Origin of the sequence: Sphingomonas sp. 1185, assembly GCF_040544655.1 — a bacterium.
Classification (GTDB): Bacteria; Pseudomonadota; Alphaproteobacteria; order Sphingomonadales; family Sphingomonadaceae; genus Sphingomonas.
In genome coordinates, this window is sequence record NZ_JBEPKL010000049.1 from 1 (window position 1) to 13,910 (window position 13,910).

General features: G+C 67.7%; 13 protein-coding genes. 10 read left to right on the forward strand and 3 right to left on the reverse strand.

What is annotated here, in order from left to right:
* The first annotated feature begins 326 nt into the window (after window positions 1-326).
* The 4 genes from ABIC44_RS19150 (at window position 327) to ABIC44_RS19165 (ending at window position 3,490) form a co-directional block, all read left to right on the forward strand.
* Window positions 327-2,444, forward strand: a complete 2,118-nt coding sequence (locus ABIC44_RS19150) for a TonB-dependent siderophore receptor (RefSeq protein WP_309696512.1) — start codon at window positions 327-329, stop codon at window positions 2,442-2,444.
* A gap of 67 nt (window positions 2,445-2,511) precedes the next feature.
* A complete protein-coding gene (locus ABIC44_RS19155) occupies window positions 2,512-2,685 on the forward strand; it encodes a hypothetical protein (RefSeq protein ID WP_354297015.1) in 174 nt (57 codons plus the stop codon).
* Between the two features lie 169 nt (window positions 2,686-2,854).
* On the forward strand, window positions 2,855-2,977 hold the full coding sequence (locus ABIC44_RS19160; RefSeq protein ID WP_354297016.1) for a hypothetical protein: 123 nt from the start codon (window positions 2,855-2,857) through the stop codon (window positions 2,975-2,977).
* 87 nt (window positions 2,978-3,064) lie between these two features.
* Window positions 3,065-3,490, forward strand: a complete 426-nt coding sequence (locus ABIC44_RS19165) for a GH36 C-terminal domain-containing protein (protein WP_354297017.1) — start codon at window positions 3,065-3,067, stop codon at window positions 3,488-3,490.
* A gap of 60 nt (window positions 3,491-3,550) precedes the next feature.
* Here ABIC44_RS19165 and ABIC44_RS19170 read toward each other — a convergent pair whose 3' ends face one another.
* Together ABIC44_RS19170 and ABIC44_RS19175 are read right to left on the reverse strand one after the other, a co-directional pair.
* Entirely contained in the window at window positions 3,551-4,222 is a 672-nt protein-coding gene (locus tag ABIC44_RS19170) for an Npun_F0296 family exosortase-dependent surface protein (RefSeq protein ID WP_307099886.1), read from the reverse strand.
* A 109-nt stretch (window positions 4,223-4,331) separates the two neighbouring features.
* The gene (locus tag ABIC44_RS19175) at window positions 4,332-5,039 is read right to left on the reverse strand and encodes a FadR/GntR family transcriptional regulator (protein WP_354297019.1); all 708 of its coding nucleotides are present in this window, start codon (window positions 5,037-5,039) and stop codon (window positions 4,332-4,334) included.
* 213 nt (window positions 5,040-5,252) lie between these two features.
* Between ABIC44_RS19175 and ABIC44_RS19180 the strand changes: the two genes are divergently transcribed.
* The 3 genes from ABIC44_RS19180 (at window position 5,253) to ABIC44_RS19190 (ending at window position 8,930) form a co-directional block, all read left to right on the forward strand.
* Entirely contained in the window at window positions 5,253-7,217 is a 1,965-nt protein-coding gene (locus ABIC44_RS19180; protein WP_354297020.1) for a CocE/NonD family hydrolase, read from the forward strand.
* A gap of 122 nt (window positions 7,218-7,339) precedes the next feature.
* A complete protein-coding gene (locus ABIC44_RS19185; protein ID WP_354297022.1) occupies window positions 7,340-8,503 on the forward strand; it encodes a GAF domain-containing protein in 1,164 nt (387 codons plus the stop codon).
* Window positions 8,469-8,930, forward strand: a complete 462-nt coding sequence (locus ABIC44_RS19190) for a response regulator (RefSeq protein ID WP_309696499.1) — start codon at window positions 8,469-8,471, stop codon at window positions 8,928-8,930. Before ABIC44_RS19185 ends, ABIC44_RS19190 begins: the two co-directional genes overlap by 35 nt.
* A 43-nt stretch (window positions 8,931-8,973) precedes the next feature.
* On the opposite strand, the gene ABIC44_RS19195 is transcribed toward ABIC44_RS19190, so the two are convergent.
* A complete protein-coding gene (locus tag ABIC44_RS19195) occupies window positions 8,974-9,447 on the reverse strand; it encodes a MarR family winged helix-turn-helix transcriptional regulator (RefSeq protein WP_354297023.1) in 474 nt (157 codons plus the stop codon).
* A 96-nt stretch (window positions 9,448-9,543) separates the two neighbouring features.
* On the opposite strand from ABIC44_RS19195, the gene ABIC44_RS19200 reads away from it, so the two are divergent.
* The 3 genes from ABIC44_RS19200 to ABIC44_RS19210 are packed head-to-tail and all read left to right on the forward strand — an operon-like array spanning window position 9,544 to window position 13,792.
* On the forward strand, window positions 9,544-10,743 hold the full coding sequence (locus ABIC44_RS19200; RefSeq protein WP_354297024.1) for an HlyD family secretion protein: 1,200 nt from the start codon (window positions 9,544-9,546) through the stop codon (window positions 10,741-10,743).
* The gene (locus ABIC44_RS19205; protein ID WP_502959869.1) at window positions 10,740-12,323 is read left to right on the forward strand and encodes an MDR family MFS transporter; all 1,584 of its coding nucleotides are present in this window, start codon (window positions 10,740-10,742) and stop codon (window positions 12,321-12,323) included. The genes ABIC44_RS19200 and ABIC44_RS19205 overlap by 4 nt, the downstream gene beginning before the upstream one ends.
* Window positions 12,324-12,331: 8 nt before the next feature.
* Complete coding sequence (locus ABIC44_RS19210) at window positions 12,332-13,792, forward strand: efflux transporter outer membrane subunit (protein WP_354297025.1); 1,461 nt, start codon at window positions 12,332-12,334, stop codon at window positions 13,790-13,792.
* Window positions 13,793-13,910 lie beyond the last annotated feature (118 nt).

Below are 13,910 nucleotides of genomic sequence, written 5' to 3' on the forward strand. Positions count from 1 at the left end.
CCCTCGCCCCTCGCAGAGGGGAGAGGGTTGCGCAGACTTGGCCTTTGCGAGAGCAAAGGCTTAGTCGGAGCTGGGTGAGGGGTGGGCGCTCGCTTTGCGAGCGCGCGAGCCGCTGGGCTCGCTCAACCCCTCACCCAAGCTGCGCTAGCCAGCAGGCTGGCAAGCTTCGCTAACCCTCTCCCCTGTCCAGGGGAGAGGGAAGAAGACACGACATTGAATGTCGATCCGCCCTAGCGGCACGGGCGGTTGGGTGAAAAAAACGTCACATTGATATGTTGTAACGCAACCGACCTTTGGATATGCGCCCCCTCCACGGGAGTAATGTCATGTTCATCCATCGTTTGCCGACGCGGTTCGGCCGCGCATCCTTGTCGTTCGTCGCGCTGATCCTGGCGACCGGCCCCGCCATGGCGCAGACCCGCAAGGAGGCGGCGGCGCCGGACGATCATGGCGACATCGTCGTGCTGGGCACCCGGTCGCAGCGCGATTCCACGCTCGGCTCCGACCTGTTGACCCGCCGCATGTCGCAGTCGAGCCGCTCGCTGGAGCGCGACCTGCTGGTCGCCAACGGCACCTATCGCCTGTCCGACGCGCTGGAGCTGTTCAGCGGCATCAGCCAGCAGAATAATCGCGGCGGCTTCATCGACAATTTCGCCATTCGCGGCTTTCTGGGGACGCCGGACGGCGGCGCGGAATATTATATCGACGGCTTCCTCGCCAATCGCGGCCTCGCCCCGCCGCGCGACCCCGCCACCACGGAGCGGATCGAGGTGCTGAAGGGCCCGGCGGGCGCGGTGTTCGGCGATATCGATCCGGCGGGCCGGGTGAATATCGTGTCGAAGACGCCGCGCTTCACCCCGGCGGTCAACGCCACGGTGATGGTGGGATCGTTCAACACGCGCCGCGCCGAGCTGGATGTGACGGGGCCGTTCTCCGACACGCTGGCCGGGCGCATCGTCGTCGCGGGCGAGGATTCGGACGGCTATCGCGACTATACCAACCCGTCGCGCCGCGTCGTCTCGCCCTCGCTCACCTGGCAGCCGCACGCCGGAACCCGCCTGACCGCGCTGGCCGAATATACGCGGTTCGCCTCGGCCTTCGATCGCGGCGTGCCCGCCATCCGGGGCGACGCGCTGGCCATTCCGTCCAACCGCTATTTCGGCGAGCCCGCCGACGGGCTGCATCATGCCGACAATACCCGGCTGCAACTGACCGGCGAGCATGGGCTGGGCGGCGAATGGTCGATCAATGGCGGGGTGAACTGGCGCTACACGACCCTGCGCGGCTTTTCGAGCGACCAGTCCAGCCTGCGTTCGGACAACCGCACGCTGTGGCGGCAACGGCGCGAGCGGGGCTATGAGGCGACCGACTTCTCCGCCCGGATCGAGCTGGCGGGCCGGTTTAACGCCTGGGGCGTCCATCATCCCAGCATCGGGATCAAGGGCTATACGCTCGACTATCTCGAACTGCTGCGCCGTTTCCGCCCGTCCGCCGCGCGCCCCTATGCCATCGACGTCTTCAATCCCGTCTATGGCCAGCCGCGCCCGGCGGTCGCCAATTTCACCGACCAGCGCGAGAAGCGGGCGGTCGGAACCCTGTATGCGCAGGACATGTGGGACGTCACCGACCGGCTGACCCTGACCGGGGGTATCCGCTTCGACACCTATCGCCAGAAGCTGCGCCGCAACCTGACCGGGCTGGAGACCGAGGCGACGGGCGATCCGGTCAAGTTCCGCTTCGGCGCGCGCTACCGCGTCACCGACGCGATCGCGGTCCATGGCAATTGGGGCGAGTCCTTCCTGCTCAATTCGGGAACCGGCCGACCGACCGCCGACAATCCGCAGGGACCGTCCTTCGGCCCCGAAGAGGCCAAGGGGTATGAACTGGGCATCGCCGGACGCTGGCCCGGCGTGAACGTCGCGGCGACCTTCTTCGATATCGAGAAGCGCAACATCCTGACCAACGATCCGGTCGATCCCAACTTCCTGGCGCCGGTCGGTTCGCTCAAGAGCCGGGGTGTCGAACTGGACGCTTCGCTCGACCTGGCGAAGCGGTGGCAGGTGGTGGCCAACTATGCCTATGTCGACGCCCGCGCCGACGACCGCACCTTCGCCACGCCCGACGTGCTGAACGTCGCCAAGCATTCGGGGACGCTGTTCGTCGTCGGCCGCTATCCGACCGGCTGGGGCACCGACTGGTCGGTGTCGGCGGGGGCGGCCTATGTCGGCGATCGCGCGGGGGCGGTGGACAATAGCGGCCTGCGCCTGCCCGCCTATACCAAGGCCAAGATCGCCGGAGAGATCGGCGTGACGCCCGCGCTGACCGTCCGGGCGGAGGCGGACAATCTGTTCGACGTCCATTATGCGATGAGCTCCTACAGCCCCGTCTGGGTCTATCCGGGTGCGCCGCGCACGGTTCGCGTATCGGCCAGGGTCGCCTTTTAAGACAAGCAGCTTGCGCCCACCCCGCGCCTTATGTCAGATTTAATGCAAAGGTTTGCAGGAGAGTCTGATGCGCTGGCGCAACGTCATGGCGGCGGGGGTGGGCATGGTCGCCCTCGCCGCCCCGGTATCGGCACGGGTCACTGCCCCGGCGGGGGCGAAGGTGTTTCGGCTCGACGGTGGCGGGGTCACCTATGCCATGGGGGTGGACGAGACCCAGGCCATCATCACCGCCACCGGATAGCGTCACGAACAGGGGGCGGCGAGTATCGACCAGCTCGACGGTCAGCGTCTCGCCGCTGGCCTTGCGGCTGCGATATTTCAGGACGAGGTCGCGATTGCCATCGGCGAACAGCGCCTTGACGCCCGGTTCGCTGACCAGCCCCTCGCCCTGCCCTGGAGACTCCTGGAGCGTGACCGAACCCGCCGGGCCGAAGCCCGACAGTTCGCCCGGCGCCTTCAACACGATGGGGTCGCAGGTCTTGACCGGATCGCTCGAGACCAGCGGGTCGCCCTCCGCCAGCGACGATCCCTAATAGAGCGGCTGGAGATAGCCCTTCACCGACAGCCCCAATTGGGCGAATACCCGCGTCACCAGCCTCGACTACCGCTTCCTGTCCTCGATGCAGGGCGGGCTGGGGATCGGCGCGAATCTCGACAAATGGGGGGAGGGCGACTTCGCCACCGCGCGCAAATGGGTGGCGGCGTACAAGACGATCCGCGAGACGGTCCAGCGCGGCGCGCTCTATCGGCTGGAGTCCCCGACCGGCGACAATGCGACCGCCGCGACCCTGTATGTCGGGCAGGACAAGCGGCAGGCGGTGCTGTTCCAGATGCTCCACTCGTCGATGTGGCGCGACAATCCGGCCGCGATCCATGCGCAGGGGCTGGACCCGGCGCGGGTCTATCGGGTGCGGATGCTCGACGGTGCTGACCGCCCGGCGGGCGTGCCCGCGCGCGCGTCGGGCGCCTATTGGATGAACCGGGGACTGCGCGCGCCGCTCAAGGGCGACTTCGTCGGCACCGCCTTCGTGTTCGAGGCGGAATGACGAAAAAAGGCGAGGACCCCGATGGTCCTCGCCTCCATTTTCGATCCTGTCAGGCGCGGATCACAGCGCCAGCGGCTGCGCCTTCAGCTTGCGCGCGCGCAGCATGCCCAGGCCCAGGACGGCGAGCGCGAACAGCGCGATCGTGCCGGGTTCGGGAACCGAGGTCGGTTTCAGGAAGGCGATATTGTCGACCTCGAACGAATCGGTCGGCGAGGTGAAGCGCAGGCCGCCGATCTGGCGTCCGGTGCTGGGATCGACCGTATAGGTGACGTAGCGATTATTGTCGCTGGTCGTCCCTGTCTTGAGGAGACCGTTGGCGATGTCGGCGCCGGTGATCGTCGCGATCGTCTTGCCCAGCGTATCGAGGATGTCGAGCGAGTTGAACGAGTCGATCGTGCCCCACAGGAGGCTGACCGCGCCCCAGCCGGTCGAGCCGGTGCCCTTCAGCTCGGCCACCGTGCCGTTGGTCGCGCCGACGGCCAGATAATTGCCGCTGCCGCCGGACGGCTGGATCGCGCCCTTATAGGCGCCCGTGCTGGTCGAGTCGTTCAGGACCGTGCCGCCGTTCAGCGAGAAGCCCGACGGAATGCCGTTGGTGAAATCGATCACCGTCGTGTCGCGCGCATAGACGGGCGGCACGAGATACGAGGTCGAGCTGACCCCGGCGGACGCAGGAGCCGCCGCGGAAAGGGTGGCGATGGCCGCCATCGCGCCGAGAAGAACCTTTTTCATATCACCGTCGTTACAATTTGCTGGCCGAGCCATGCCTAGCCGCGGACAGCTTTTCAAAAGGTTTCGCGAGGGTCCGCAGTGTCAGGCGTTTCGATGTGTAACAGGCGGGTCACCGCGCCAGCGCGCGTTCGGTATCCTCGCGCGCCTGTTCGACCAGCACGATCGTCGCGGCGCGGGCCGCCGCCGCGTCGGACTCGGCAATGGCGGCGAAGAGCTGGCGATGCTCGGGCATTGAGTCGCGTGGCAACTTGGCGCTGCGATGCTTGTAGAGCGTCGTCCAGCGGACCGCCGCGCCGATGCTGCCCGACAGGCTGATGAGCAGTTCGTTGGCGGTCGCCTCGAGGATGATGTTGTGGAACTGCTGGTCGGCGGCGCGCCCCTGTTCGGTGTGCAGGCCATGCTCGCCCATCGCCTCCAGCGCGGCGCCCATGCGCGACAATTGCCGGGTATCGCGCTTCAGGGCGGCCAGCTCGGCGGCGGCGGGCTCGACGATCAGGCGAAGCTGGAACAGGCTCTGGACGAAGCCCGCGGGCGGTTCGCCCTCGAACATCCAGGCAAGCAGTTCGGGGTCGAGCAGGTTCCACTCCAGCCGCTCGCGCACCCGCGTCCCCGCCTTGGGCTTGCTGACCACCAGCCCCTTGGCCGACAGCATGCGCAGCGCCTCGCGCACGACCGAGCGCGACATGCCGCGCTGCTCGGCGATCTCGACCTCGCCCGGCAGGGTCGATCCGGCGGCGATCCGGCCGGTCACGATGGCGACGCCGATGTCGCGGGCCAGCGCGCTGTGGGCGGGCCCGCGTCGCTTCAATATCGTCACTTGGCTGCTTCCTTCCGGGCCGATGTCCGCGCGCCGATCCCGGCACATGTCTGACTAGTCTATGGGGCGGGGCGTCGAAAGGAAAGCTTGCGGCGCGCGGAGCCCTTGCACGTCAATGATATAATGTACCATAGGTAGCCGGACAGTTGCCCTGACGCTTCCGTCGCGGCACGATGACGCATCAACCGATCCAGAGGGGGATCCGTTTCTTCCATGACCTTCCGCACCTGCCTGCTTGCCGCGAGCGCGCTCGCGATCCTGTCCCCGGCCTCGGCCCAGCAGACCCCCGCCGCCTCCACGCCCGTCCAGGTCGTGACCGACTCCACGGTCAGCGACATCCCCGCCCATTTCACCCCGCCGACCGACGTCGCCGAGCGCGATTACATCAAGCGCGAGGTGATGATCCCGATGCGCGACGGCGTGAAGCTCTACACCGTCATCGTGATACCCAAGGGCGCGGTGAACGCGCCGATCGTGCTGACCCGCACCCCCTATAACGCCGCCGGTCGCGCCAAGCGGTCGGACAGCACCAGGATGATCGAGGCGCTGCCGCTGGCCGACGAGGAGTTCGTCAAGGCGGGCTATATCCGCGTCTATCAGGACATTCGCGGCAAATATGGCTCGGAGGGCGAATATGTCGTGACCCGTCCGGTCATCGGTCCGCTGAACGCGACCAAGGTCGATCACACGACCGACGCCTATGACACGATCGACTGGCTGGTGAACAAGGCGAACCTGCCCCAGTCCAATGGCCGGGTCGGGATGATCGGGTCCTCGTACGAGGGCTTCACCGTCGTCATGGCGCTGCTCCATCCGCACCCCGCGCTGAAGGTCGCCGCGCCGGAAAGCCCGATGATCGACGGCTGGATGGGGGACGACTGGTTCCATTACGGGGCCTTCCGCTTCGCCAATATCGGCTGGATCGGATCGCAGACCGGCTACAAGGGCGAGGGCAAGGCGCCGTCGAGCGGCGGTTACGACGATTACGAGAATTTCCGCCACGGCTCGGCGAACGACTGGGCCAGGAAGTCGGGCTATGACCAGCTGCCCTTCTGGCAGCGGATCGTCCAGCATCCCGCCTATGACTTCTACTGGCAGGGCCAGGCGCTCGACAAGCTGCTGGCCGCGAACCCCTCCAACGTGCCGACCATCTGGGAACAGGGGCTGTGGGACCAGGAGGACATGTACGGCGCGATCACCTCGTGGGAAGCGCTGAAGGCCAAGGGCAAGCTGGGCAACAATTTCCTGGTGATGGGCCCGTGGCGGCACAGCCAGATCAACCGCACAGGCACCAGCCTGGGCCCGTTCCAGTGGAATGGCGACACCGCCAAGCAGTTCCGCGAAAATATGGTCCTGCCGCTGTTCAACCAGTATCTGAAGGACGGCGCGCCCGCCAACCTGCCCAGCGCCGCCATCTACAATACCGGCGAAAACCATTGGGACAGGCTGACCCGCTGGCCGCTGGCCTGTCAGAGCGGGTGCGACGCGCCGCTGACCCCGCTCTATCTGGCGGACGACAAGGGCCTGAGCTTCGACAAGCCGGGCAGCGGGGAGGATTCCTATGTCTCCGACCCCGCCAATCCGGTTCCGCATCTGTCGCGGCCGGTCAATTTCAACGATGGCCGCTGGGGCGACTGGCTGGTCAGCGACCAGCGTCACGCCGATGGCCGGACCGACGTCGTCACTTATACCGGGCCGGTCCTGACCAAGCCGGTGCGCGTGTCGGGCGCGCCGATCGCCGACCTGTTCGCGCGCACGACCGGCACCGACGGCGACTTCGTGGTGAAGGTCATCGACGTCTTCCCGCCCGAGGATGCGATCGACCCCAAGATGGGCGGCTATGAGCTGCCGATCAGCCTCGACATCTTCCGGGGCCGCTATCGCAACAGCTTCTCCGACCCGACCGCAATCCCGGCGGGCAAGGTGCAGGAATATAAGTTCCGCCTGCCGACCGTGAACCATGTGTTCCAGCCGGGGCACCGGATCATGATCCAGGTCCAGTCCAGCCTGTTCCCGCTCTACGACCGCAATCCCCAGACCTTCGTGCCCAATATCTTCACGGCCAAGGCGGGCGATTACCGGAAGGCGACGATCACGCTGGAACGTGGCGGTGCCAATCCCAGCCGGGTCTGGCTGCCGGTCGTGCCGCTCGACCAGTCGGCGGCGATGGCACGCTGATCCGGCCAGGGCGCGGGCGGGAGCGGGCGGTGCCGCGTTTCCGCCCGTTCCCGGACGAGGTTTAACCCATCACGGCCACCTAGCCCCTTGGAGGCGGCGGCCGGTAAGGCTATCTGAAAGACGTGGCTCTCTCCCCGTCATCCCGTGCGTCCCTGACCCTGCCCGACGACGCGATCGGATCGGTAACCGCCAATCCGGACGTGGCGCGCCGCTATCTGGCGCTGGTGGCCGCCGCCACCGACCGCCTGATGGCCGCCGACGATCCTGCGGCGATGATCGATGCGCTGTTCGCCCTGATCCGCGACGAGCTGGATCTCGACGTCTATTTCAATTTCCGCCGCGACGATCGCTCCGTCCGGCTGGAGGCGTCGGGCGGCCTGTCGCGCGCGCAACGCACCGAGGCGGCGACGCTCGACATGACCCAGTCCGCCTGCGGACAGGCGATGCGCGAACGCCGGGCGCTGCACCTGACCGACATCCAGGAAAGCGGCGAGGTGCGGACGTCCTTCGTCCGTTCGCTGGGGATCGATGTCTATCTGTGCATGCCGCTGCTCCACGGCGATCAGCTGCTCGGCACGCTGGGCTTCGGTCGGCGCGCGGCCCGGCCGTTCGGCGAGGATGAGCGGCGGCTCCTGACGCTGTTGTGCCATTATGTCGCGCTGGCGCAGCATCGCTTGCGGATCGAGGAGGCGCTGCGGCACGGGATCGAGACCCAGGCGCGGTTGCTCGACGAGCTGAACCACCGGGTCCGCAACGCCTTGCAGGTCGCGATCGGGCTGGTGTCGCACGAGGTCCGCTCGGCCAGCGACACCGCGACCCGCGCCGCCCTGTCGCGCGCGGCCGAGCGGTTGCAGGTGCTGGCGAGCGCGCATCGCCCGCTCTACGCCACCGCCGAGCCGGGGCTGGTCGACCTGGCGGCCTTGTTCGGCGACGTGATCGCGCAGTTGCGTGGCGACGCGGCGGTGGGCGCGGTCGCGGCGGAGGGCCCCGTCCCGGTGCCGATCGAGCGGGCGGTGGCGGCGGCGCTGCTGCTCGACACGCTGCTGGAAGGCGGGGCGGCGGTCCCGCATATCGCGATGCATCCCTTTCGGGCGGGCGGGAACGAAATGCTGCGCATTGCGTTTCAGGGGCCCGGATGGGGACGCCATGTCGATCTTGTCGAACGTCATCGACTGGTCGCACGGCTTTGCCATCAGTTGCGCGCGACGCTGACGAACGAGGATGATGGGTGCCTGATCTTGGTCATGCCGCATGACGGTGGCGAATACGGGACTGGTATCCGATAATTCCGCATTCGATGCCGATGGCCTCGACCTGCTGATCATCGAGGACGAGGCGCTGGTCGCGATGCTCGTCGAGGATGCGCTGACCCTGCACGGTCACAATGTGATCGGCATCGCGGACACCGTGTCGGCCGCGCTGGAACTGGCCGATGCGCAGCGGCCCGACCTAGTTCTGTGCGACGTCAAGCTGGCGGACGGCGACAGCGGGCTGACCGCCGCGCAGCTGCTGGCCGAGCGTGGCATTCCCAGCATCTTCCTGAGCGGCAACTGCCCGGAACGCGGCGGCCATCCGCTGGTGATCGGCTGCATCGCCAAGCCGTTTCGGCCGGGCAGCCTAGCCGCGGCGGTACGCGCGGCGCATCGTGCGGCGCAAGGAGAACGGCCGAGCGATCCGCCGCCCGCGCTGCGCTTCTATTCCGAACCGCGCTGAGGAAGACAATCGGAGGAAAAGGGTGGTCGAGGCGACGCGGCGTTCAGTCCTGCGATGGCGACGCGGCGGACGGCCCGACGGGCAGGGCGTCGATCTCCGCCCCGACTGCCTGGTCCAGCTTGTCGAGAATGACGCTCAGCTGCCCCACTTCCTCTTCGGTCAGGCTGTGGAGCGCCAGGCCGGTCAGTTCGCGGCGCAGCGGTTCGGTCTGGCGGATGACCTGACGCCCGCTCTCGGTGATGGCAAGCCGCTTGGCCCGCCGGTCGTCCGGGTCCGGGATGCGGACGAGCAGCCCGTCCCGCTCCATCGTATCCACCGCCTGGGTCACGGTGCGCGGCGCCAGGCTGAAGCACTCGGCGATGTCGGCGGCGCGCACCGGCGCGTTGTTCGCGATGAACAGCAGCATCTTGGTCCGCGCGAGCGATGCGCCCTGCGCCGCCATGCGGCGGTCCAGCAACCGGTGAAGCCGCATATAGATGCGGCCGTAGCGAAGCATGAGAGAGTCACGGTCAACCATATTATGAGGTAGCTCAATAAATGGTCTTGCCTTATGCTGCAAGTGCGTCCAAATACACTGCCAAGTTCCATTGATTCCATCGACAGGGGGCCCGGCATGGCCGATGCTAACCAAGTGAATGAGGGGCAGGGCGCGAACGCCGCCGACACGACCCCCGATGACGACAACAAGGCACCGGCCTCCCCCGCCAAGCAGCGGCGCATCCGTGTCATCCTGCTCGTCGTCGCGGCAGTCGCGGTGATCGGCGGCGTGTTCTGGTATGCCAATTACAAGAGCGTCGGCCAGTATATGCAGTCGACCAACGACGCCTATATCCAGGCGGATGCCGTCACCGTCGCGCCCAAGGTCTCGGGCTATGTCGACAAGGTGTTCGTCGGCGAGAACCAGAACGTCCAGGCGGGCCAGCCGCTGCTCCAGATCGATACGCGCGACTATCGCGCCCAGACCGCGCAGATCGAGGCGCAGATCGGCGTCGCCCAGGCCAATGCGCAGGGCGTGCAGGCGCAGATCCGCGAGCAGCAGGCCGCGATCGACCGCTCCGAGGCCGATCTCCGCGCCGCGCAGAGCGATGCCGCCTTCGCCCAGGCCGAGGTCGTCCGCTACACGCCGCTCGCCGCATCGGGCGCGGAAAGCCGCGAGCGCCTGTCGCAGCTCCAGAACCAGGCGCGTCAGGCCAATGCCAAGGTCGCGGCGGCCAATGCCGCGCTGTCCGCGTCGCGTCGCCGCATCGGCACGCTGAACGCGCAGGTCCAGCAGGCCCGTTCGCAGGGCGAGGCCGCCCGGGCGCAGCTCGACGCCGCCGAGGTCAATCTCGGCTCGACGATGATCCGTGCCTCGATCGCGGGGCGGGTCGGCAACAAGACGGTGCGCGTCGGCCAGTTCGTCCAGGCGGGCACGCGCACCATGTCGATCGTGCCGGTCAGCCAGCTTTATATCAGCGCGAACTTTAAGGAGACGCAGCTGGGCCTGATGCGTCCCGGCCAGCCGGTGAAGATCGAGGTCGACGCGCTGCCGGGCGTCGAGATCAAGGGCCATGTCGAAAGCGTGGCACCGGGCACCGGCGCGCAATTCTCGCTGCTGCCGCCGCAGAACGCGACCGGCAACTTCACCAAGATCGTGCAGCGCGTACCGGTCCGCATCGCGGTCGACGCCGACGATCAGACCCGCGCGCTGATGGTGCCGGGCATGTCGGTCGACGTCACGGTCGACACCCGTTCGGCCAAGGGCGCGCTGAAGCGCATCGCCGAGCAGCAGGACCAGCATAACGAGGCGCGGGAGGGGGCGCAGCGCCGGTGAGCGCCGCCGCCGCCCCGACGAGGGCCAAGGCCGGATCGACCGCCCAGCCGGGCGGCACACCGGCCAAGGCCGACCTGACCGCCTGGCTCGCCGTCGCGGCGGGCAGCATCGGCGCGCTGATGGCGACGCTCGACATCTCGATCGTCAACTCGGCGCTGCCCACCATCCAGGGCGAGATCGGCGCCAGCGGCACCGAGGGGACGTGGATCGCGACCTCCTATCTGGTCGCCGAGATCATCATCATCCCGCTGTCGGCCTGGCTGGAGCGGTTGCTGGGGCTTCGCACCTTCCTGCTGATCGCCTCGATCATGTTCACCGGCTTTTCGGTGGTGTGCGGGCTGTCGACCAACCTGACGATGATGATCATCGGGCGCGCGGGGCAGGGGATCACCGGCGGCGCGCTGATCCCGACCGCGCTGACCATTATCGCCACGCGCCTGCCGCGCGAACAACAGCCGATCGGCACCGCCTTTTTCGGCGTCACCGCCATTCTGGGCCCCGTGATGGGGCCGCTGATCGGCGGCTGGCTGACCGAGAATATCAGCTGGCACTATGCCTTCTTCCTGAACCTGCCGGTCGGTGCGGTGCTCGTCACGCTGCTCCTCGTCGGCCTGCCGCACCAGAAGCCGCATCTGTCCGAGCTGGCCAAGGCCGACTGGCTGGGCATTGCGGGGCTGGCGCTGGGGCTGGGCGGGCTGACGGTCGTGCTGGAAGAGGGACAGCGCGAGCAATGGTTCGAATCGCGCGAGATCATCGAGCTGACCATCCTGTCGATCTTCGGCTTCGCGCTGTTGTTGGCGGGCCAGTTCGTCGCCTCGCGGCCGGTCATCCGCCTGAAGCTGCTGCTCGACCGCCAGTTCGGCAGCGTGGTCATCATGGGCATCGTGCTGGGCATGGTGCTGTACGGCACCTCCTATGTGATCCCGCAGTTCCTGGCCTCGATCGCCGGATATAATGCGTTCCAGGCGGGCAAGGTCGTGCTGCTCAGCGGCATCCCCAGCCTGTTGATGATGCCCTTCACCCCGATCCTCATCAAGAAGGTCGATATCCGCATCGCGGTGGGGCTGGGGCTGGGCATCATGGCGCTCAGTGCGGGGATCGACACTGTGCTGACCGCGGATTCGACCGGCGGCTCGTTCACCGACTCGCAGCTGTTGCGCGGGGTCGGTACGATCCTGGGCATGTTGTTCCTGAACCAGGCGGCGATCTCGTCGGTGCCGCCGTCGCAGGCCGGGGACGCCGCCGGGCTGTTCAGCGCGGCGCGCAATCTGGGCGGATCGTTCGCGCTCGCCGGGATCGCGACCGTGCAGGACCAGCGCAGCTTCCTGCACCAGCAACGGCTGGAGGAATCGCTGTCGGCCAATTCGCAAGCCGTGCAGGACTGGCTGTCCGGCCTGACCCGTCAGTTCGGGAGCAGCGAGGCGGCCTATCGCATGATCGGCAGCACCATCCAGCAACAGGCGCTGGTGATGACCTATAACGACCTGTTCTTCATCCTGTGCGTCGGCATCCTGATGGTGATGCCGCTTGTCCTGTTCCTTCGTCCGCTGCCCAAGGGCGGCCCCGTGGCGATGCATTGAGGCCCGTGATGCGCAAGCAGCTTTCCCTGATCCCGCTTCTTCTGCTGGGGGCCTGCACCGTCGGGCCGAACTATGCCGGGCCGCCCAAGGCCATCGGCTCCGCCGCGACGCCGCCTGCCGGGTTCGTCCGCGCCGACCCCACGCTGGCGACGACCGCGCCCGCGGTCGCCGACTGGTGGACGACGCTGAACGATCCGATGCTGACCTGGCTGGAAGAGCAGGCGCTGGCGTCCAATCCCAATGTCGCCGTCGCGCAGGCGCGGTTGAAGCAGGCGCGTTCGGCGCTGCGGCTGGAGCGCGCCAATCAGGCGCCCAATGCCAATGCCAGCGCGACCTATCTCCACGCCGATCTGCCCGCGCTGAACCTGGGTGGCGGGGGAGAGCAGGGCGGCGCGAACGGCAATGCGTCGGGCGGCTCGGGCGGCGGGACCAGCGTCGACTTCTTCAACCTGGGTTTCGACGCCAGCTGGGAGATCGACCTGTTCGGCGGCCGTCGTCGCACCGTGGAGGCCGCGCGCGCCAGCGCGGCGGCGGCGGAGGCCAATGTCGCCGATGCGCAGGTCTCGCTCAGCGCCGATGTCGCCCAGGCCTATATCGGGCTTCGCGATGCGCAGCAGCGGCTGATCCTGGCGCGCGACGCGTCACGGATGCAGCGCGACACGCTGAACCTGACGCTTCAGCGGTTCAACAACGGCGCCGCCTCGCAGCTGGAGGTCGAGCGGCTGCGCAACCAGGTCGAGAGCACCGATGCGCAGATCCTGCCGCTCTCGGCCTCGGTCGAGACCTATCTCAACGCGCTGGCGATCCTGATCGGCGAGGCGCCCGGCACGCTCGACCAGCGACTGGGCCAGCCGGGCAAGGTGCCGCTGCCGCCCGCGCAGGTGGCGGTGGGCGATCCGACCGCGCTGCTCCAGCGTCGCCCCGACATCCGCGCCGCCGAGCGCAACCTGGCGGCGCAGACCGCGCGGATCGGCGTGGCGGAGGCGGCGAAATTCCCAAGGCTCAACCTGATGGGGATCATCGGCATCGGCGGCACCTCGCTCGACGCGCTGACCGATCTCGACAATCTGGTGACGCTGGGCGCGCCGATGTTGCAATGGAATGTGCTGAACTTCGGTCGCGCCAATGCCCGTGTCGGCCAGGCCGAGGGCGCGCGCGACGAGGCGGAGGCGCAGTATCGCGGCGTGGTGCTGTCGGCGCTGCGCGATGCCGAGGACGCGTTGTCGCGCTTCCGCGCGCGGCGAAACACGGTGGCGACGCTGGCGCGGGCCAAGGCGTCGGCGGATCGCTCGGCGATGCTGATGCAGCAGCGTTACCGCGCGGGCACCGCGACCCTGATCGACACGCTGGATGCCGAGCGCCAGCGCGTGTCCGCCGACCAGTCGCTGTCGCAGGCGGTGGCCGGGCTGACCAACGATTACGTTGCGCTGCAAAAGGCGCTAGGCCTGGGCTGGCGGGCGTCGTCCTAAGGCGCACCCATATTCAGGATAGTTTCCCCTCTCCCCTGGACAGGGGAGAGGGTTAGCGGAGCTTGCCAGCCTGCTGGCTAGCGCAGCTTGGGTGAGGGGTTGAGCGAGCCCAAAGGCT